Origin of the sequence: Cetobacterium sp. (genome assembly GCF_051658645.1) — a bacterium.
Classification (GTDB): Bacteria; Fusobacteriota; Fusobacteriia; order Fusobacteriales; family Fusobacteriaceae; genus Cetobacterium_A.
The window spans coordinates 106070-127100 of record NZ_JBOFMZ010000050.1; the positions used below are offsets into that span (position 1 = coordinate 106070).

General features: G+C 25.8%; 22 protein-coding genes and 3 pseudogenes. 21 read left to right on the forward strand and 4 right to left on the reverse strand.

The window, feature by feature from the left end; translation table 11 throughout:
* Positions 1-2: 2 nt before the first annotated feature.
* The 14 genes and pseudogenes from ACRCZX_RS05990 to ACRCZX_RS06055 all read left to right on the forward strand — a co-directional run bounded on the left by ACRCZX_RS05990 (position 3) and on the right by ACRCZX_RS06055 (position 12613).
* Complete coding sequence (locus tag ACRCZX_RS05990) at positions 3-422, forward strand: adenylyltransferase/cytidyltransferase family protein (RefSeq protein ID WP_438582026.1); 420 nt, start codon at positions 3-5, stop codon at positions 420-422.
* The gene (locus ACRCZX_RS05995) at positions 419-1366 is read left to right on the forward strand and encodes a glycosyltransferase family 2 protein (protein WP_438582027.1); all 948 of its coding nucleotides are present in this window, start codon (positions 419-421) and stop codon (positions 1364-1366) included. The genes ACRCZX_RS05990 and ACRCZX_RS05995 overlap by 4 nt, the downstream gene beginning before the upstream one ends.
* Positions 1363-2550, forward strand: coding sequence for a glycosyltransferase (locus tag ACRCZX_RS06000; protein ID WP_438582028.1), 1188 nt, complete (start codon positions 1363-1365; stop codon positions 2548-2550). The genes ACRCZX_RS05995 and ACRCZX_RS06000 overlap by 4 nt, the downstream gene beginning before the upstream one ends.
* A gap of 1 nt (position 2551) precedes the next feature.
* A complete protein-coding gene (locus ACRCZX_RS06005) occupies positions 2552-3655 on the forward strand; it encodes a glycosyltransferase (RefSeq protein ID WP_438582029.1) in 1104 nt (367 codons plus the stop codon).
* A gap of 1 nt (position 3656) precedes the next feature.
* Complete coding sequence (locus ACRCZX_RS06010) at positions 3657-4808, forward strand: glycosyltransferase (RefSeq protein WP_438582030.1); 1152 nt, start codon at positions 3657-3659, stop codon at positions 4806-4808.
* Positions 4795-5760: a glycosyltransferase family 2 protein gene (locus tag ACRCZX_RS06015; RefSeq protein WP_438582031.1), complete on the forward strand. Its 966-nt coding sequence runs from the start codon at positions 4795-4797 to the stop codon at positions 5758-5760. Before ACRCZX_RS06010 ends, ACRCZX_RS06015 begins: the two co-directional genes overlap by 14 nt.
* Positions 5757-6032, forward strand: coding sequence for a hypothetical protein (locus ACRCZX_RS06020; protein ID WP_438582032.1), 276 nt, complete (start codon positions 5757-5759; stop codon positions 6030-6032). Before ACRCZX_RS06015 ends, ACRCZX_RS06020 begins: the two co-directional genes overlap by 4 nt.
* 712 nt (positions 6033-6744) lie before the next feature.
* Positions 6745-6912 (forward strand): annotated as a pseudogene (locus ACRCZX_RS06025) (GT-D fold domain-containing glycosyltransferase); the annotation flags it as partial.
* 697 nt (positions 6913-7609) lie between these two features.
* Complete coding sequence (locus ACRCZX_RS06030) at positions 7610-8020, forward strand: reverse transcriptase domain-containing protein (RefSeq protein WP_438582033.1); 411 nt, start codon at positions 7610-7612, stop codon at positions 8018-8020.
* A gap of 346 nt (positions 8021-8366) precedes the next feature.
* A pseudogene (locus ACRCZX_RS06035) lies at positions 8367-8471 on the forward strand (hypothetical protein); the annotation flags it as partial.
* Between the two features lie 145 nt (positions 8472-8616).
* Entirely contained in the window at positions 8617-9183 is a 567-nt protein-coding gene (locus ACRCZX_RS06040; RefSeq protein WP_438582034.1) for a GT-D fold domain-containing glycosyltransferase, read from the forward strand.
* Positions 9184-9200: 17 nt separating this feature from the next.
* Complete coding sequence (locus ACRCZX_RS06045; RefSeq protein WP_438582035.1) at positions 9201-10922, forward strand: ABC transporter ATP-binding protein; 1722 nt, start codon at positions 9201-9203, stop codon at positions 10920-10922.
* On the forward strand, positions 10922-12040 hold the full coding sequence (locus tag ACRCZX_RS06050) for a glycosyltransferase (RefSeq protein ID WP_438582036.1): 1119 nt from the start codon (positions 10922-10924) through the stop codon (positions 12038-12040). Before ACRCZX_RS06045 ends, ACRCZX_RS06050 begins: the two co-directional genes overlap by 1 nt.
* Before the next feature lie 12 nt (positions 12041-12052).
* Positions 12053-12613: a glycosyltransferase gene (locus tag ACRCZX_RS06055; RefSeq protein WP_438582037.1), complete on the forward strand. Its 561-nt coding sequence runs from the start codon at positions 12053-12055 to the stop codon at positions 12611-12613.
* Between the two features lie 28 nt (positions 12614-12641).
* Here ACRCZX_RS06055 and ACRCZX_RS06060 read toward each other — a convergent pair.
* From ACRCZX_RS06060 to ACRCZX_RS06070, 3 genes and pseudogenes are all read right to left on the reverse strand, one after another.
* A pseudogene (locus ACRCZX_RS06060) lies at positions 12642-12710 on the reverse strand (IS3 family transposase); the annotation flags it as partial.
* Positions 12711-12721: 11 nt separating this feature from the next.
* Positions 12722-13000: a transposase gene (locus ACRCZX_RS06065; RefSeq protein WP_438582038.1), complete on the reverse strand. Its 279-nt coding sequence runs from the start codon at positions 12998-13000 to the stop codon at positions 12722-12724.
* Complete coding sequence (locus ACRCZX_RS06070) at positions 12997-13347, reverse strand: IS3 family transposase (protein WP_438582046.1); 351 nt, start codon at positions 13345-13347, stop codon at positions 12997-12999. The genes ACRCZX_RS06065 and ACRCZX_RS06070 overlap by 4 nt, the downstream gene beginning before the upstream one ends.
* Positions 13348-13609: 262 nt before the next feature.
* On the opposite strand from ACRCZX_RS06070, the gene ACRCZX_RS06075 reads away from it, so the two are divergent.
* Entirely contained in the window at positions 13610-14980 is a 1371-nt protein-coding gene (locus ACRCZX_RS06075; protein ID WP_438582039.1) for an IS4 family transposase, read from the forward strand.
* Here the strand turns inward: ACRCZX_RS06075 and ACRCZX_RS06080 are convergent.
* On the reverse strand, positions 14964-15191 hold the full coding sequence (locus tag ACRCZX_RS06080; RefSeq protein WP_438582047.1) for a transposase: 228 nt from the start codon (positions 15189-15191) through the stop codon (positions 14964-14966). The genes ACRCZX_RS06075 and ACRCZX_RS06080 overlap by 17 nt on opposite strands.
* Before the next feature lie 206 nt (positions 15192-15397).
* Here ACRCZX_RS06080 and ACRCZX_RS06085 point away from each other — a divergent pair, with 206 nt between their 5' ends.
* The 6 genes from ACRCZX_RS06085 to ACRCZX_RS06110 form a co-directional block, all read left to right on the forward strand.
* The gene (locus tag ACRCZX_RS06085; RefSeq protein WP_438582040.1) at positions 15398-15847 is read left to right on the forward strand and encodes a GDSL-type esterase/lipase family protein; all 450 of its coding nucleotides are present in this window, start codon (positions 15398-15400) and stop codon (positions 15845-15847) included.
* Position 15848: 1 nt separating this feature from the next.
* The gene (neuC, locus tag ACRCZX_RS06090; protein ID WP_438582041.1) at positions 15849-17003 is read left to right on the forward strand and encodes a UDP-N-acetylglucosamine 2-epimerase; all 1155 of its coding nucleotides are present in this window, start codon (positions 15849-15851) and stop codon (positions 17001-17003) included.
* An 85-nt stretch (positions 17004-17088) separates the two neighbouring features.
* Positions 17089-18129, forward strand: coding sequence for an acyltransferase family protein (locus tag ACRCZX_RS06095; protein WP_438582042.1), 1041 nt, complete (start codon positions 17089-17091; stop codon positions 18127-18129).
* Positions 18129-19550: an MBOAT family O-acyltransferase gene (locus ACRCZX_RS06100; RefSeq protein ID WP_438582043.1), complete on the forward strand. Its 1422-nt coding sequence runs from the start codon at positions 18129-18131 to the stop codon at positions 19548-19550. Before ACRCZX_RS06095 ends, ACRCZX_RS06100 begins: the two co-directional genes overlap by 1 nt.
* 16 nt (positions 19551-19566) lie before the next feature.
* Positions 19567-20436 (forward strand): D-alanyl-lipoteichoic acid biosynthesis protein DltD, encoded by an 870-nt coding sequence (locus tag ACRCZX_RS06105; RefSeq protein WP_438582044.1) that lies wholly within the window; start codon positions 19567-19569, stop codon positions 20434-20436.
* Between the two features lie 8 nt (positions 20437-20444).
* Positions 20445-21031 (forward strand): acyltransferase family protein (locus tag ACRCZX_RS06110; RefSeq protein WP_438582045.1); only part of this gene is annotated, 587 nt, incomplete at its 3' end.

Consider the following 21031-nt stretch of genomic DNA (forward strand, 5'->3'; position numbering starts at 1 on the left):
AAATGAAAAAAAAAATAGGCTATACAACTGGAGTATTTGATATGTTTCATATAGGACATTTAAATATATTAAAAAAAGCAAAAGAAAAATGTGATTATTTAATAGTTGGAGTAAGTACAGATGAATTAGTAGAAAAGTATAAAAATAAAAATACAATAGTAAATTATGAAGAAAGAAAAGCAATCTTAGAGGCAATAAAATATGTTGATAAGGTGGTTCCACAAGAAAATAGAGATAAATATGCGGCATATGAACAGTATGGGTTTCATATTATGTTTGTTGGTGATGACTGGAAAGGTAATGATTTGTTTTTAGAAATTGAAAATAAATTTAATAAAGTAGGAGTAGAAGTAGTTTATTTTGCTTATACTGCAGGAACTTCTTCAACAGTTCTTAGAGAAAAGTTGGATAAAATAAAATGATACCAGAAATTAGTATAATAGTTCCAGTATATAATGTAGAAAAATATTTAGAGCAATGCTTAGATAGCATATTAGCTCAAACATTTAAGAATTTTGAAGTTATTTTAGTTAATGATGGTTCTACTGATTCTAGTGGAGAAATATGTGATAGATACACAAAAATAGATTCAAGAATTATGGTATTTCATAAAATTAATGATGGTGTTAGTAACACAAGAAATCTAGGAGTTCAAAAGAGCAAAGGAAAATATGTAGTTTTTATTGATAGTGATGATTATATAATGAAAAACTATTGTAAAATTTTAATAGAATCTATAGAAGAACTAAAAAGTGATATTGTTGTTTGTAAAATGGTAAGAGAGATTCCTAAAAAAGAGGACTTAAATTATACAAAACAATTTTTTAATAGAGTTGAATCTTTAATCAAAATGTTTCAAGGTAATTTATATAGATTTTCTTTATCAGGAAAAATATACAGAGCAGATATTATCAAAAAATATAAGTTTCCAAAAGGAATGATACATGAAGATATGGGTACTGTATATAAGTATTTTTTAGAAGCTAAAAATATTGTTTATATAGATTATATTGGTTATGTTTATTTTCATAGAGAAAATAGTATTTTAACAAAAAAATATAATAAAAATAGATTAGATGCGTTTATTCATTGGAAAGAAATTTTAGAGTTAACCAAAAATGAGCCCCAAGATTTAGTTAAAGAGGTTTATAAAAGATATTTGTATTGGATAGTAGATAATATTTTTTATATATTATCTATAGATGAAAAAAGAGACAAAAAATTAGAGTATCTTTTGTTTATAAAAAAAAATATAAACAATATAAAAAAGTTGTTTTATTATAATAAAAATAGTTTAAAGCACATAACTATTTTATTTTTATTTTTAGTTAACCCTAAATTGTTATGTTTGACGGTGATAAAATGAAAAAATTATTCTTTGTTATTGATTCTCTACATTGTGCAGGAGCAGAAAAGAGTTTGTTAACACTCTTATCTTTGATAGATTATTCAAAATATAGTGTAGATTTACAACTTATAGGTTATGGTGGAGAACTGGAAAAACTATTACCTAAAGAAGTTAATTTATTATCACCTTTTGAGTATATCAAATATAATAGTTTACCTTTGGAAAAATTTATTTTTGAAACTTTAAAAAATATAAAGTTGAATTATCTTTATTCAAGATTGAGATTTTCTTTAAAATTAAAAGAAAAAAATTATGGAAACAGAGAAAAAGCACGTTTGTTTTGGGAATTGAGTAAAAATAGTATAAAAATTTCAAAAGAAAAATATGATATAGCAATAGCATATGCACAAGGAGTTCCAACATTTTATGTAGCGGACAAAGTAAAAGCTAAAAAAAAATTTGCTTGGGTTAATGTAAGTTATGATCTTTCTGGAGAAGAACAAAAATATCAAAAATCTAAATATCAGAAATTTGATAAAATAGTAACTGTTTCAGATTCTGCAGAAGAAATTTTTAAAAATGTTTTTCCTGAATTTAAGAATAAAATAACTACAATTTATGATATTAACAATCCTAAAACTATAAAAGAAATGGCAGAAATAGGTGAAGGTTATGAAAATAAAAACAGTTTAAAATTACTCACAGTAGGAAGACTTGCAAATCAAAAAGGTTATGATATAGCTTTATTAGCAGCTAAAATCTTAAAAGAGTCGGGTTTAGATTTTAAGTGGTATGTTTTAGGTAAGGGTCCGTTAAAAAATGATATTGAGAAAAAAATAATTGAATATGGATTAGAAGAAGTTTTTATTCTTTTAGGAGTAACTTCAAATCCTTATGGTTATATAAAAAATGCAGACATATACGTTCAAACTTCAAAATTTGAAGGATTTGGATTAGCAATAGCTGAAGCTAGAATGTTAAATATTCCTGTTGTTACAACAGAGTTTGATGCAGTTTATAATCAAATGATTCAAAGGAAAAATGGAATAGTTACTAAAATGGATGCTAAAAGTATAGCGGAAGGAGTACTAGAATTAGTTAATAATCCAGCTTTAAAAAAATCAATTCTAGAATATCTAAAAAATGAAAAAAAAGGAAATTTAGAAGAATTAGAAAAATTTATAAAGCTAATAGAGGAGTAAAATGAAGAAGAAAGTTTTATTCATGGTTATAAATATGAATGTTGGAGGAGTTGAAAAAGCTCTTTTAAACAAATTAAAAACTATGTCGCCAAAGGAATATTCTGTTAGAGTTTTAATGTTAGAAAAATATGGTGGTTTTTTAGATTCAATACCAGATTGGATAGAAATTGATTATATTAAAGGTTATGATAAAATTAAATATATATTTAATAATCCACCTAAAAAAGTAATTTTAGATTTTATTAAAAATAAGCAGTTTTTTAAAGCTGCTTATTATTTTATGTTGTTTTTAATTTTAAAAATTACTGGTAGTAGAGAGTTGTTGTTAAAGAGTTTATTTTCAAACTATTCAAATTATTCTGAAAAATATGATTCAGCAATTGCTTATGCAGGTCCTATGGCGCTTATAGATTATTATATTTTGAAAAAAGTAAAAGCAGATAAAAAAATAGGTTGGATACATTTTGATGTAACCACTATAGGTTTAGATAAAAATTTGGTTAAAAGTATTTATAAAGACTTTCATGAAATTAGAATAGTTTCAAATGACGCTAAAATTAAATTTGATTCTATTTTTCCAGAGTTTAAAGAAAAAACAAAAGTAGTTTATAATGATATTTTAAAAGATGAAATATTAAAGTTAAGCAATGAAAAAGGCTTTCAAGACAACTATACTGGACTTAGGCTATTAACAGTTGGAAGAATTTCAAAAGAAAAAGGTCAAGATTTAGCGATAGCAGCTTTAAAAAAACTAGTGGATAGTGGAGTTGAAGCAAGATTATACTTAGTTGGAGATGGTGCTTTTAAAAATAGCTGTCTAGAGTTAGCTCAAAGCTTAATGATTGAAGATAAAGTAATATTTTTAGGAACTAAAAAGAATCCCTATCCATATATGAAAGAGTGTGATATATATATTCAACCGTCTAGATATGAAGGTTATTGTATAACGTTAGCTGAAGCTTTAGTATTCAATAAATTTATTGTAGCAACAAAATTTACTGGAGCTTTAGAACAACTGAGATATAATGAAAAAAGTTCAATAGTAGATTATTCTTCAGATGCTATATCTGATGGAATAAAAAAATTGATAAAAATGGTGAGTTAAAATGAAAAAAAAAAAAATATTATTTATGTTGAGTACAATGAATATTGGTGGAGTTGAAAAATCATTTTTATCATTTTTAGAATTTTTACCAGCAGATAAATATGATATAACTCTTCTTCTTTTAGAAAAAAAAGGTGGATTTTTAGAATTTTTGCCAAATCATATAAAAGTAGAAGAAGCAACATGGTATAATGAAATCAAACCAGTATTAATGAACTCACCATACGATATATTGAAAGAGTACTTCGTTAAAAAAAAATACTTAAAATCAATTAGATATGTAATTTCCTATTATTTATCAAAAAAATGTAACAACAGATTATTTTATTATAAAGAATTAATAAAAGATATTCCTTTCAGAATAGAAAATTATGATGTTGCGATAGCTTATGCAGGACCAACAGAAATTATAGATTACTTTATTTTAACAAGAGTAAATGCTAAGAAAAAAATAGGCTGGATGCATTTTGATTCATCAAAAGTAAATATGAATGAAAAACTTTATAAAAATATTTATGCTGGATTTAATAGAGTTTTTGCAGTTTCAGAAGAAGCAAGACAAAAGTTAATTCAAAAAATACAGATAGATAAAAATAAAGTTAAAATTTTAAAAAATATAATCAATAATAATTTAATAAAAAAAATGTCTTATGAAAAAATAAAAGAGAGTGAAACAAACAATGAGTCATTAAAAATAGTTACTTTAGGTAGGTTAGGGCTTGAAAAAGGTCAAGACTTAGGTATAAAAGCTTTAAAAAAATTAATTGACGATGGAATAAAAGTTCATTGGTATTTTGTAGGAGATGGATTAGATAGAAGATATTATGAAAAATTAGTACAAGATTTAAATTTAGAAAATTACGTAACTTTTTTAGGATCTAAGAGCAATCCATATCCGTATATAAAAATGGCGGATATATATATTCAAACCTCTAGGCATGAAGGATATTGTATTGCTTTAGCTGAAGCTAAAGCTTTGGAAAAATTGATTTTAACAACTAACTTTACAGGAGCAAAAGAACAGATTTGTGCTGGATATAATGGTTTGATTTGTAAACCAAACCATTTAGAAATTTATAATAAAATTAAATTGTTAATAAATAATGATTTGAAAATAGTACACAGGGAGAATAAATCGTATGATAAAAATTAGTATAATAGTACCAGTTTATAAGGTAGAACCTTATTTAAGAAAGTGTATTGATTCAATATTAGCACAAACATTTAAAGACTTTGAGTTAATACTTGTAGATGATGGTTCACCTGATAGTTGTGGAGATATATGTGACGAGTATGCTAAAAAAGACAAAAGAATTAAAGTAATTCATAAGAAAAATGGTGGACAATCTTCTGCAAGAAATGCTGGACTAGATATAGCAGAAGGTGAATACATAGGCTTTGTAGACAGTGATGACTGGATAGAAACTGATATGTATGAGATATTATATAATTTATGTGTTGCTAATAATTGTGAAATAAGTTGTATAAGCAGTAAAATTATTTATCCAGAAAAAATTATTATAAGAGATAGCAATGAGTTAAAAAAATATACAAGAGATGAAGCTATGAAAGAGCTTATAAGAGGCAAGGTTTTTGATGAAGTTGTGTGGACTAAACTTTTTAAAAAACAAATTATGAAAGGGTTTCGGTTTAAAGAAGGTATAAAATATGAGGATACAGATTTTACTTATAAGATTGTATATAGATGCAATAGCTTAGTTTATTTAGGTAAACCCGTATATAATTATTTAAAAAGAGAAGGAAGCACAATGGCTAATGCTTTAGAAGAAATTTCAATTGATCACATTTATATTTATGATGAAATGTTTAAGTTTTATAAACAAAAATACCCAAAGTATAAAGATATGGTACTCCTAAGAATTATAGATTCTGGATTGCCTGTTCTAAATAATATTATAAAAAATAGTAGTTACAATAAAAAAAAAATTAAATTCAATGAAGTGAATAAGATTTTAAATGACTATTTTTTTGATTTTTTAAAGATAAAAGAAATAAATAGAAATATAAAATTACTACTGATACTATTGAGAATAAACCCCTATTTATATATAAATACCATTAAAATTTTGGAGAAGAAAAAATGAAAAAACATTTATTGAAATTATATTATTTAGTTTTAAATTTTAAAGAGCAAATATTAATAAATTACAATAAAAAAATATTCTCAAAAATATTTAAAGTTAAAGTAGAAAACACTGATAAAACAATATCAAAATTACTATCAGAAAAAATATCAATGAGTAGATTTGGAGATGGAGAATTTAGTCTTATGAATGGACGAAATTTGAAATTTCAAAAATATGATGGTGTGACACGTTTCGTAATGAAAAGTTACGACATGTTAAAAGTAGCCTAATATAAGGTGAATTAACAGAGAACTATATTTTCGAGAAGTAGAATGAAGGAGTAACGCCCTGAAATGCTTCCTCTGATACTCCGATATGCGATCTGATTCTAACTAAATTGGACCGTATAAAGCTCGGTGAAGACGGTTGAGAGTTATCCCTAACAGGTAGGCTGAGGAAATGCGAACCAGAGGTGGTCGAGATAATGATAGATCGGGAGTCAATATATATGGTTAGAATGCATGAAAATGCTGACAAAGTTGCGAATGTAAGGGTCTAAAATTTTATATAATAGAAATGTTATAACCGCAAAATTGTGGTGTAAGTGGCGATTAGTAAGAATTGTTGTTATGAAACTCGCTATACTGTTACAGGCGGTATCTAGCTTACAGGCTTATAGTAACGACCTAAGTAGATTTAACGATAGAAAATATGGAACGTGGAAAGCAAGACACAACAAAGATCTAGTTAGAGGATTGGTGAATATAAGTTGAAGTAGGACGAAATTTCTTTAGTCTTGTGAGAGTAGGGGTACAGTACGAATGAAACCATAATAATAAGTGGTGGACGGATAGCCCTGAGTCAATAATTTTAAAAATTTTTTAATTTGAAATTATGATGGAGCGCCGTATGAGGTGAAAGTCTCACGTACGGTGTGGAGCAGGGGAAAAGATAGAGATAACTTCAAAGTCTTACCTATTGCTATAAACTTTAGAAAAAAGATTAAAAGGTATAATTATAAGTGATCTGAATAGTCATATTGTATGTATACCAAATGTATTTGAAGACAAAAGTATTTATACAGATAAAGCAAAAAAATATTGGGAAAAATATTTAAATATAAATTTACATAAGCTGAAGTGCGACACGTTTCATAATGAAAAGTTATGACATGTTAAAAGTAGCTTAGGTAAGAGCGAAATAATAGAGAACTATATTTTCGAGAAGTAGAATGAAGGAGTAACGCCCTGAAATGCTTCCTCTGATACTCCGATATGCGATTAGGTTCTAACTAAACTTAACCGTATAAAGCTCGGTAAAGTTGGCTGAGAGTTATCCCTAACAGGTTAAGCTGAGGAAATGTGAACCAGAGGTGGTCGAGATAATGATAGGTCGGGAGTCAAACCTATAAGGTAAGAATGCACGCATGTGCTGACAAAGTTTTGAATGTACGGCTCTAAAATAAGATACAACAGAAATGTTATAACCACAAAATTGTGGTGTAAGTGGCGATTAGTAAAAATTTCAGCTATGAAACTCGCTATACTGTTAAAGGCAGTATCCAGCTTACAGGGCTATAGAAACTACCTAAGTAGATTTAATGATAGAAAATATGGAACGTGGAAAACAAGACACAACAAAAAACCTAGTTAGAGGGTTGGTGAATATAAGTTAAGAACTTAACGAAATTTCTCTGGTCTTGTGAGAGTAGGGGCACAGTACGGATGAAACCATAATAATAAATGGTGGACGGATAGCCCTGAGTCAATAATTTTAAAATTGTTTTAATTTAGAATTAATAGATGAATGGTCGTAAACCGAGAAAATAAAGTTTCCTAATTCTTAGGAAGAGGGAGACATACAATCTATGAGTTTAATAGACTGCATAATTGATGAATCAAATATTTATAAGGCGATTCACACGCTGAAAAGTAATAAAGGAAGTAAAACTCCTGGAGTGAATGGCGAAACCATAAACGATATATTAAAAATTAAAGATGAAATAGTAAAACGAATTAAATATGATTTAAAGGGTAGATACAAGCCAGGAATGGTAAAAAGAGTAGAGATTCCAAAAGGAGATGGAGAGTTTAGAACGCTAGGAATACCTAATATCTATGATAGACTAGTACAACTATGCTTTAAACAGATATTAGAACCAATAGTTGAAAATAGATTCCACAAAAATTCCTTTGGATTCCGACCAAGACGTAGTGCAGAACATGCGATAGCAAATTACAGTCATATGTATCTGACAAAGCAAAGAAAGCTATTTTAACCTTAATTAAACAAGAGGTAAAAGAGCTTCAAAAGAGACGAACTGCCCAGCAAGTCTATAAATTTAATTCGGTAATACTAGGAATCCAAAATTATTATCGCATGGGAAGGATGGTAAGTATAGATTTTAGTAAAATTGGCTATATAGTTAGGAATCCTTAATGAACAGAATAGGGAAACCTTCTGATAAAAAGGATGATAAATATAAACTCTGATATTATAATCTCTTAGTAGACACATTTTACTTTAACAAGTATCATAATATTAAGATATTAACTAAGGTAGGTGTTAGATATGTCAAAACATAAATACGATGACGAATTTAGAAAGAAAATTGTGAAGTAACAGGCGAATATATTAAGGAAAATAACAACTTCTATGTTCATAGGATAGTTCCAAAAGAGCATGGTGGAAGTGATGAACTCAATAATTTAATATTACTAGATTCATGATTCAAAACCTTACTGAAAAACAGGAATAGAGAGGATTACTATAAAGACAATGAAAATTATGCAAGAATATTAAAAACACTTTCTAAGTATAAATAAAATCTAAAATTATGATGGAACGCCGTGTGCGGTGAAAGTCGCATGCACGGTGTGGAGCAGGGGAAAAGGTGGAGATAACTTCAAAGCCTTACCTATTGCTATATTTATAGATAAAAATAAAACATATTTTGATACCCAAGTAACTAGATTATATATTGATACAAGAAAAAAAGAACTAGTTGAAAATAGGTACAAAAAAATGAAAAAGATATGGGATGACCAACATATTTTGATAGTTGAAGGAGCAGAAAGTAGATTAGGAATTGGAAATAATCTTTTTGAAAATTCAAAAAGTATTCAAAGAATTATTTGTCCATCTAAAAATGCATTCTCATATTATTCTCAAATTTTAAATACTGTTAAAGATTGCAATCAAAGAATAGTATTGATAGCTTTAGGACCAACAGCAACAGTATTGGCTTATGATTTGTGTTTAGAAGGATATAGAGCATTAGATATAGGTCATATTGATATTGAATATGAATGGTTTTTATCAAAAACTTTAGAAAAAGTTCCTGTTAAAAATAAATATATAGGAGAAATATCTGGTGGTGACAATGTATTAGAGATAAATAATAATATTTATAAAAAACAAATAATAAAAAGAATTTTCTAAAATAAAGAGAGGATAAAATGTTAAGAAAACTAAACGAAATTTTTGATAAGAGTGACAAAAAGGTAATAGGTATTTCTATTATATTTTCTTTGGTAGTATCAATAACTGAAGTATTTGGAATAACAATGTTGTTTCCATTTATGGGAGTTGTAAGTGATCCTAGTAGTATAGGTAAAAATAAGTATTTAAAATATGCTTATGAAAATATAGCAGCGAGTAGCTATAAAAACTTTATACTTTATTTTGGAGTAGGTATTATAGGAGTGTTTTTATTTAAAAATATTGTATCACTAGCTTTTAATCATTATTCAACTAATATGGCTAGAAGTTTAAATAGAAAATATTCAAATCGATTGTTTAAAACATATTTAGATTTTGAGTATATTAACTATGTAAATAAAAACCGTAGTGAATTTATAAGAGTAGTTACACAAGAGTGTGGAATGCTTGTAGGAATATTTCAAAATATAGCAAATTTAGTAAGTGAAGCTTTTATAATGCTATTGTTATATATAACAATGCTGTATGTAAATTTTAAGCTAACATTGTCAATGACACTATTTTTAGGATTAAATATAGTTATAATAAAGTATGTTGTTATAGCAGCATCTAAAAAGCTTGGAAAAATTAGAGAAAAACGTAGTAGAACTTTTTATAAAATAGTAAGTTCTGTATTTTCAAATTATAAGTTTGTAAAGCTTCAAGGTAATCATGATAGTATACAACAAAATTATGATGATGCTTTAGGAAAAAATGATGAAATACTTATAAAACAAGCGATTTTAACTCCATTACCAAAATCAATGCTTGAATTTAGTGGGTTTTTTATGATTGTAAGTATAGTATTATTTTCTGTAATGAAATATGGTGAATCGGGTTTAAGTGAAATTTTACCTATAGTTTCACTATTCTTTTTATCACTATATAGAATGCTACCGTCTATTATTAGAATAGTTGGTATTTTCCAAAGTTTTGCTTTTACAGCTTCTGTTCCAGCAAGAATAGAAGAAGAGTTAAGCTATAAAGTTGAAAATTTAGGAAATGAAAAAATTAATTTTAACGATAAAATAAGCGTACAAAATTTAAAATTTCAGTATAAAGAGAATAATTTGATATTAAATGATGTTTCATTCGTAATTAATAAAGGTGATAGTGTTGCGTTTATAGGAGAATCAGGTTCGGGAAAAACAACTTTAGTTGATATTTTAATGGGCTTATACAAACCTTTGTCTGGAGAAACTACTATAGATGGCGTTCAATTAAACAACGAAAATTTAAAATCTTGGAGAGAGAAAATAGGATATATTCCACAAGAGATCTATTTGTTTGATGGAACTGTTGGTGAAAATGTGGCTTTTGGTGATGAGTATAATGAAAGTAGAGTTGTAGAAGTATTAAAGTCTGCTCAAATCTGGAATTTTTTAAAAGAAAAAGAAGGAGTAGCAACAAAAGTTGGAGATGCTGGAGTTATGCTGTCTGGAGGTCAAAAACAAAGAATTGGTATTGCAAGAGCACTATATAAAAATCCAGAAATCCTTGTGCTTGACGAAGCAACCTCTGCTTTAGACGATAACACTGAAGAGGAAATTATGAATGAAATGTATAACCTTTCAAATGGTAAAACATTAATAATGATTGCTCATAGATTAAGCTCATTAAAAAGATGTAATAAAATTTATGAACTAGAAAAAGGAACTTTAAAAAAAGAATACTCTAACATAAAGGATGTGGTGAAGTAGTGAAAAAAGTAAGAATAACTATTAACAATTTAGGCGGTGGAGGAGCTGAAAAAGTACTTATAAAATTATTAGAAAAATTGAATTTTAAATATGAAATTGATTTATTTTTAATAACGAAGTCTGGTGTTTATTTAGAAGAAGTTCCTAAAAATATAAAGATAGATTATAATTTTAAAGAGTTGTTTAGTAATAACATTTTAGCAAGAGTAAAAAATTCTATTTTAGCAAGAGGTAAAGAAAAAATTTATTCTAAAGATAAAAGTTTTATTTATAATTTAAATAAGAAAAAGTATGACTATGAAATTGCTTTTTTAGAGGGCAGATCAACAGAGATAGTTGCTAATAGTAAAAATTTATCTTCAAAAAAAATAGCCTGGGTACATACAGATTTAATAAAACGTAGGCTTATGAGCATTGAAGAAGAAAGGATAATATATTCTAAATTTGATGAAATAATTTGTGTTTCAAACCACTCGAGAAATTCACTGTTAGAACTTTATCCAGAGTATGAAAATAAAACTAAAGTTATTTACAATCCAATAGATTCAGAAGAGATATTAAACAAATCATTAGATAAAATAGAGATGAATAAAGATAGAGTTAACTTAGTAACAGTAGGAAGATTAAGTGATGAAAAAGGATATGATTTACTTTTAAAAGCTATTAAAAATCTACGAGATAAAAATTTAAACTTTAAACTTTATATTGTTGGAACTGGACCATATGAAAAATTTTATAAAACTTATATTTTAGAAAATAATCTTCAAAATTATGTTGAAATGGTAGGATTTCAAAAAAATCCATATCCGTATATAAAATCAGCTGATATTTTTGTTTCATCATCTAGATACGAAGGATTTCCTTTAGTTTTAGCAGAAGCTATAGTTTTAAAAAAACCAGTAATAGCAACAAAGTGTACAGGACCAATTGAAATATTAGATAATGGAAAATATGGCATTTTAGCAGAAGTTGAAGATGTAAAATCTTTAGAACTTTCTTTGGAAAAGTTAATTTTAGATGAAAACTGTAGAAAATATTATTCTGAAATGTCGAAGAGTAGAAAAGAGTTGTTTAATATAAAAGAGGTTTTAGAAGAAGTTCAAAATTTAATAGTGTAGAAAGGAAAAAAGATGAAGCCTAAAATAAGCATAATAGTATCAGTTTACAATGTAGAAAAGTATTTAACAAAATGTATTGATTCTATATTAGCACAAATTTTCACAGACTTTGAGCTGATATTGATAAATGATGGTTCATCTGATAATTGTGGAGATATACTTGATGAGTATGCTAAAAAAGATAATAGAATCAGAGTAATTCATAAAAAAAATGAAGGCTGTTCAGCAGCAAGAAATGATGGAATAAAGGTTGCAAAAGGTGAATATATAGGATTTGTAGATAGTGATGACTATATTAACCAAAATATGTATAGAGAGATGTATGAATTAATGAAAAATAATGATAAATTTGATGTTATTCAGTGTGGAATATTGAGAATAGATAGTGTTAATAATAGTAATTATGAATCTATATTCAAAAAACCTAATTATGTTTCAAGTGTATGGTCTAAGTTGTTAAAAAAAAGTTTGATAACTCAATACAAAATAGAGTTTCCTTTAAAAAGTTGTATGGGAGAGGATTTAGCATTTACAGAAAAATATATGAGTGTTTCTAAAGAGATGTGGTATTAAGTCAAGTTTTTAAACATAATTTTATAAATCATGCAGATTGTTTTTCATAGTCAGCTGGGGACAAATAACCTAGTTTTTTCTGAATTCTGTGGTGATTGTACCAGCCTTCTACCTATTAAATAAAGACTTTTTAGTTTCTTCAAAAGTCTTTGGCTTACTTTGGTAAATTAACTCTTTCTTTAAAACTGAATGAAAAGATTCTATAGGAGCATTATCGTAAGGATTCCCCTTTCTTGAGTAAGACAGGGTTGCACACAAACCTTTAACTTTAGAGATGTAATCTTTACTCGTATACTGCGATCCTTGGTCTGTATGGATAATGCAGCCTATAAGATTATTATTTAAATCAAGTTTAGAAAGAGCTTTTAAAACGATATCTGTTGTCATTGTTTTGGAGTAATCCCAACCTTTGATTTCGTTTGTATAGAATCCATAAACGAAGCTAAATATGTCCAACCAAAATCTTTTGTGTAAATATATGTGATATCTCCTACTATTTTCTGATTTGTTGAGGTAGTTGAAAAATCCTGTTTTAAAAGATCACTCGCAGGTGCTTCAACTTTTGATTTAATTGTCTGGGGCTTATACTTTTTTCTAGTAATAGATGAAAGACCTAATGCTCTCATAATTCTTTGAACTAGCTTTATGCTCGCAGGATAACCCTTACGATTAAGTATTACATGTATTTTAGGAGCCCAATAAATTTTAGAATTTTCCTCATAAATTCTTTTGATTTAAGAAGATAATAAATCATATCTCTCTTGAGTTTTAGTAGTAGTTTTGTTGAGATTAAAGTAGTAAGTAGCTCTACTAATTTTAAAAATTTTACACATTTTTTCTTGGCTATATTTAGGTTTTAATTGTTTGATAAGGTCAGTTATCTTAGTATCATCTAGCTTTTCGCGAATATTGTCAAAGCCCATATCTGTCAACTTAAGAAAAAAGTAGAGTAATTTATAAAAAAATGGTACTCTTAAAATAAAGGAGTGAACCATTATGATCAAATCTACTTATTGGAATAAATTAGTTGAAAAAGGATTTTTAAGAGATATTGCTAATGAAGTTGGTTTGTGTAAAAGAGAAAGAAAGTTCACTCCAGAAATTTTATTAAAAATGGCAGTTTTCCAATCAAATAATTTAGGTAATGACTTACTAAATGAAATAAGCCAAACACTTTATGAAGATCATAATATAAAAATTTCAAAAGAAGGGCTTAATAAAAGATTTGACTCTAAATATGTAGATTTTTTAAAAACTATAGCAAAAATATTATTAAGTTTAAATTTTGAAAATAATCTAGAATCAAAAAATTTAAAAAAATTATTTAATCATATTTATTTAACAGATTCAACAACTATAAAGTTACATCCTTCTTTAAAAAAAGATTATCCTGTAACAGGAAACCAAGATTCAAATCATGCGGGAATTAAAATTCATTTGATTAAAGATATAAAAACAGAAATATTAAAAAAAATAGATACAACTAAATCAACAACTCATGATTCATATTTTTTAGATACTCTAAAAGAAATTGTAGAAGAAAATGATTTGATTTTAAATGACTTAGGTTATTATTCTACTAAATTTTTTAAAACTTTAATAGAAAAAAAAGCTTATTTTATTTCAAAGTTAAAATTATTTAGCTCTAATACTATATTTTCGAAAAATGAAACTCCTGAATATAGTTTAATTACTGGAAAGTTATTAATACCATCACAATATAAAAAAATCGATATAGATTTCGAGTGTAAAGAATTAAAAAGTGGAGAAATAAAAGAGTTTAAAGAAGTTTTTTTAGGTGGAACAAACGATAAAATTAAGTGTCGATTAATAGTAACAAGACTTAGCGATAACGAAGAAGAAAAAAGATATAAAAAATTAAGTAAAAAAATACAAGATAATAGAACTTATATAGAGAAATCTAAAGAAGAGTTAATAAAATATGGATTTATGATTACTAATGTTGATGAAAATAAAATTTCAAAAGAAAATATTTATAATATTTGCCGTTTAAGATGGCAGATTGAATTGGAATTTAAGAATTGGAAATCAATTATGGAAATTGATGAAAGTTCTAGAAAAGTTAAAAAAGAGAGAATGGAGTGTCATTTTTGGGGTAAAATAATTCAAATTTTAATAAATAATGAAATATCTTCTAAATTACATAACGAACTTGAAAAAGAAGAAAAGAGATATAGCCAAAAAGGAATTTTTCGTAAAATTTTCCGTTATTTATCAAATTTTGCAAAATTCAAATATAACATGAAAAAAGTAATAAAAAACTTATTGGAGATAGTGAAGAGAGATTGTATAAAATCTAAAAAAAAGAATTATATTTCTTATGAAGAAGTTATGGAATTTTGTTAAGTTGACAGATATGTGTCAAAGCCTTTTTTAAAATGGCACACTCTTCTTTGGCTAAAGCAAGTTCTTTTTGAAGCTTTTTAAAGTCATCAAGAGTGACAATTTCATCACTTTGGGTATTGATATTGCTATATTTTTTTCTCCAAAGAATAAGATTGGATGAAGACACACCATATTCACGAGATACTTCTTTAAGAGACTGACCGTTTAAAATTAAATTAACAAGAGTTTTTTAAACTCTTCATCATAAGTTTTTCGTTTAGACATAAAATCACTTCCTTTAAGGTTTATTTTACAGGATTTATTATTTTATGTCTACAAACTTATTCTAGCACCAAAGAACTCTTTAATAAAGTTGAAGATATAACTTTAATAGGACATTCAATATTTGATTACTGGAATATTGAAGAGTTAAAAAAAATGGAAGTTAATAATTTAGGTATAGCAGGAATAAGCACAAAAGAGTATTTAGATTTTATATTAAAAAATAATTTAATAAAGAACATAGGGAAAAAAGTGATACTTTTTGCAGGAACAAACGATATCGTAATTGATAATTGGAATAAAGATTATACTTTGAAATGGATTAATGACATTATTCAAATTTTAAAGAGGATGAATAAAGCTGTGCAAATATCATTAATTGAAGTTCCAAAAGTTTTATCAAGAATGGATAGAGCTAACAGTGTAATAATAGAGTTAAATAAGTATTTAGAATCTAATTTAGATAAAAGTATAAACTTTATTAAACTAGGATCTGATTTTGAAGACAAATTAGGTAGCTTGAAAATAGATTATACATATGATGGATTACATTTTAATGAAAATGGATATAAAAAGCTAAAGGAAATTATTGAAAAGGAGATTTAAAATGAAAAGACTAGCTTATGTAACTGGTTCGAGAGCTGAATATGGTATTATGAAAAGATTATTAAAAAAAATAGATGACTCTAATGATATAGAGTTAACTCTTATTGCGACAGGAATGCAAGTTGATGAAAAATATGGTAATACATACAAAGTAATAGAAGAAGATGGTTTTAAAATAGATAAATTAATAGATATAAAAATAGATAATAGTAATAATTCTAATATATTAGATTCTATGTCTATTTGTCAAAGTGAATTTGGAAAATATTTTGAATACAATAAATTCGATGCAGTTATGATTTTAGGAGATAGATATGAAATATTATCAGTTGCAATAGCAGCAGCAATGCATAATATTCCAATAATTCATTTACATGGTGGAGAAAAAACTTTAGGTAATTATGATGAATTTATAAGACATGCTATTACAAAAATGAGTAAATTACATTTAGTGTCTACTGATGAATATAAAAAAAGAGTTATCCAAATGGGTGAAAATCCAAATTCTGTTTTTAATATAGGAGCTTTAGGAGCTGAAAATAGTTTAAAAATAAAATTATTATCAAAAAAAGAGTTAGAAAATAGATTTGGAAAAATAGAAAAAAAATATTACGTAGTATTATTTCATCCTGAAACAATAACAGGTGCAAGTGTAGAAAATCAAATTGAAGCTCTTATAGGTGCTATAGATACCTATAAAAATGAGTATGAATTTATTTTTATAGGCTCTAATTCAGATACATCATCTGATATTATTTTTAAAATGTTTAAAGAGTACACTATAAAAAATAATTTTAAATTTTTAACATCAGCTCGTTCAGAAGAGTATTTAAGTTTAATAAAATATTCATCTGGTTTAATTGGAAACTCTTCATCTGGATTAATAGAGGTTCCATCATTAAAAATTCCTACTGTAAATATAGGTGACAGACAGAAAGGTAGAGTTCGTGCTCAAAATGTAATAGATGTTATCGCAAATAAAGAATTAATTATAGAAGCGATTAAAAAATCAAATTCTTTTGATTTTTTAGAAAAGTTGAAAGTGTGTATAAATCCTTATTATCAAAAAGATGTTATGGAAGAAGGATATAAAATTATACTAGAATTTTTAAATTCTACTAGCATAAATGAAATTAAAGATTTCTATGATTTTTAAAAAAATGTTGAAATGTTTAAGAATAAAGTTCTAGAGTGAACGATTATCTAAAAGAAATTCTAAAAGATAAAAAAGGAGATTAAGTGTGGAGCTATCAAAAAGTAAAATAAATGAAACAAAAGGAATAGCAATTATTTTCATGCTGCTTTTACATTTGTTTTGTACGAAAAATTATGTTGGATTATTTTTACCAACAATTTATTTAGGACAATATCCTTTAATATATTATATAGCTTTGTTTGGTGATTGTTGTGTTGCTATATACTGTTTTTCGAGTGGATATGGCTTGATGTATAATTATCAAAATAATAGTGGTGAGTATTCTAGAAAAAACTATAGTAGAATATTTAGATTGTACATAAAATACTGGATTATAACAATAATATTTGTATTTATTGCTGGGTATTGGTTTCAAAAAACAGGTTATCCAGGAAATTATAAAAAAATATTATTGTCTATAAGTGGAATTAGTCCAGGATACAATGGAGCATGGTGGTTTTTTACAACCTATATTTTACTAGTATTATTTTCAGGAAAAATAAACAAAATCATTCAAAATAAAAACACTAAATTAGTATTGATAGTTTCGTTTGTACTTTATGTTTTAGGATATGTTCAAAGAATCAAAGTTTTGATTGTTTTGAATAACATTTATTTTGATTATTTTTTAAGACAACTATCGCTGCTCCTAACATCAGGATTGCCATTTATAATGGGAGCAGTATTTCAAAAAGAAAAAATATATTCATATTTAAGTGAGAAAACTAATAAAATTAAGTATAAAAATTTAGCTTTATATTCAATTTTGTTAGCATTAGGTATTTTTCATGGTTTTGTAGAAACTCTATTTGTAGGAGCTTTTATAGGGATAATATTTATTCCTATTTTTAACTTATTAGATAAAAAAGAGTTTGTTAGTAAATTTTTAGATTATATGGGAACTCACTCAACTAATTTGTGGTTGATTCATATGTTCTTTTACATGATTTATTTAAAAGAAATAGTTTATTATCCAAAATATCCATTGTTTATTTTCGTTTGGTTAATAGTTCTTCTTTTACCATTTTCACATTTTATCAACTATTTAGAAAAAATAATTTTCACAAAAATTTTGAGGAGAGATTGATGAATTTTAATTCAATAAATTTTTTAGTATTTTATACGATTATCACATTTATATATTTTATAATAAAACCAAAATATAGATGGATACTTTTACTTTTAGGAAGTTATTATTTTTATTCTTATTGGAGCCTAAAGTATACATTGTTAATGTTTTTATCAACAGTAATAACATATTGCAGTGGTTTGCTTATAGAAAAAACAAAATATAAAAAAATATCAGTACTAATGAGTTTTCTTATAAACTTATGTGTTTTGTTTTTCTTTAAATATTTTAATTTTTTTAATTCAAATTTAAAAAGTACGTTATCTTTATTTGATATTGATTATAATGTAAACTCTTTAAAAATTATTTTACCTGTTGGAATATCTTTTTATACATTTCAAGCGTTAAGTTATACTATGGATGTTTATAGAGGAGAAATAAAAGCAGAAAAGCATTTTGGTAGATATGCACTTTTTGTATCTTATTTTCCACAACTTGTAGCTGGTCCAATAGAAAGATCTCAGCACTTGTTACCACAGTTACAAAAAGAAACTAAATTTGATTATAACAATTTAAAAACAGGTCTATTATTGATGCTTGTAGGATTTTTCAAAAAAGTAGTAATTGCAGATCGAGCAGCACTACTAGTAAATAATGTTTATGGAGATTTGAATAATGTACCACCAATAAGTGTAATAATAGCGAGTGTCTTTTTTTCAATTCAAATTTATTGTGATTTTTCAGCTTATTCAGATATAGCAAGAGGAGCTTCAAGAATATTAGGAATAGAGCTTATGAAAAATTTTGATAGACCTTATTATTCAAAAAATATTTCTCAATTTTGGAGAAAATGGCATATTTCTTTGGGGACTTGGTTTCGAGAGTACTTATATATTCCACTTGGAGGAAATAAGGTTTCTAAAATTAAAGTTCTTAGAAATATAGCAATAGTTTTTGTGATAAGTGGTTTATGGCATGGAGCGAGTTGGAACTTTATAATTTGGGGAGCTCTTCATGGAGCCTATGTAATATTAGAGATTTTCTTGAAAAATTCTAAAGATAAATTATTAAAATTTTTAAGAATAAAAAATGGATTCAAAGATAGTTTAGAGATTATAACAACATTCTGTTTAGTAAACTTTGCTTGGATATTTTTTAGAGCAGAATCTTTTGAGCATAGTAAAAAAATAATATCTAAAATTTTTGAAATTTTTACAAATTTTAGCTTTAGTTTTAATTTTAAAATGTCTTTAGCTGATTTGTTGATACTAATTTTTGGAATCTTATTACTAGAAATTTACCATTATTGTCAAAAAAATATATCGAAAATTTTAAACCTTCCAGATTATTTAAGATATTCACTATACTATACAGCAACTTTATTAACACTTTTACTAGGGAAATATGGGCATAGTGAGTTTATATACTTTCAATTTTAAAAAAAGGATGGTTTATATGAAAAAAACAATATTTAAGATAGTCTTATTTATAACAATTTTAGGTTTAAGTTTATTTTTTATAAGTAAAGCTTATAACAAGAAAGAGTATAAAAAGTTTTATGAAATACCAAAAAAAATAAAAATAGCAAACATAGGAACTTCACATGGACATTTTGGATTTATCTATGACGAAAAATTAAAAAAAAATAGCTTTAACTTTGCATTGCCAGCACAGCCATTATATTATGACTATAAATTTTTAGAAGAAAATAAATCTAGATTTGAAAAGAATTCAGTTTTAATTATTCCGATTTCAATTTTTAGTTTTTACCAAGGAGAAAAGTTAGGAACTTATAATGATAGATATTCTAGGTTGATGAGTTATAAATCTATTTTTCACATCTCTATTTTTGACTATGTTATGAGCAGATATTTTTCAATATTAATAGGAGATAATAGATTTTTTAATCTTATTTATACTGGATCTAAAAAAAGAGAAGCTTCTAATGATAATAAAAAATCTTTGGTAAAAGGAACGGTTAATGGGCATCTAAAATATTCAGAAAATCCAAATATAGACAAACAAAATTTAATTAAAATTTTAAAATTTTGTAATAAGAATAATATAAAACCAATATTAATAACAACACCAGTTACGAGTGCTTATAATGAAATTGTAACAAAAGAGATATACAAAGAAAAAATATATGATCATATAGATGATGTTTTAAGTAAAGTTGGTTTTTCTGTGCAATATCTAGATTATTCTCACTATGAAAAAATAAGTAATAATTTATATTGTTTCCTTGATGCTGATCATTTGAATCCTGCAGGAGCAAAATTATTTACAAGCATTGTTTTAAAAGAGATAAACTATAAAAATTAGGAGAAAAAATGGAAAATAATTTATCAAAAAAAGATGTGCAAATTTTAAAAGGAGTCGGAATATTATTGATGGTAACATTACACCTTTTTGGATTTCCATCATGGTTAAAAAATGGTAGTATTTATATTGAATTAACAGAAAAATTTAATTTAGAATATACAATAGCAAAGTTTGGAGGTATTTGTGTTGCTCTTTATTTATTTTTAAGTGGGTATGGAATGGAAAAAATAACTAATAAACAAGTAACATTTAAAGAGTGTTTTATAAAATCAATTAACTTATATAAAATTTATTGGATTGTTTTTATTCCATTTACAATTATAGGTTATTTTTATTTTGATTTAAAAATAGAAATAAAAGAATTGGTTTTGAATATTTTTGCAATAAAACCAAGCTTTAATGTTTTTGTTTGGTTTATAAGATTGTATATTCAACTATTATTGATATTTCCACTTTTAAAAAAGATTTTAGATTCTAGTTATAAAAAATCTTTATTTTTTTCTGGTGGAATATATTTTTGTACTATATTCAATTCTGGATTTTTTTATATATTTAAATCTTTAAGACCATTTAGAGAAACATTTATGTATGAATT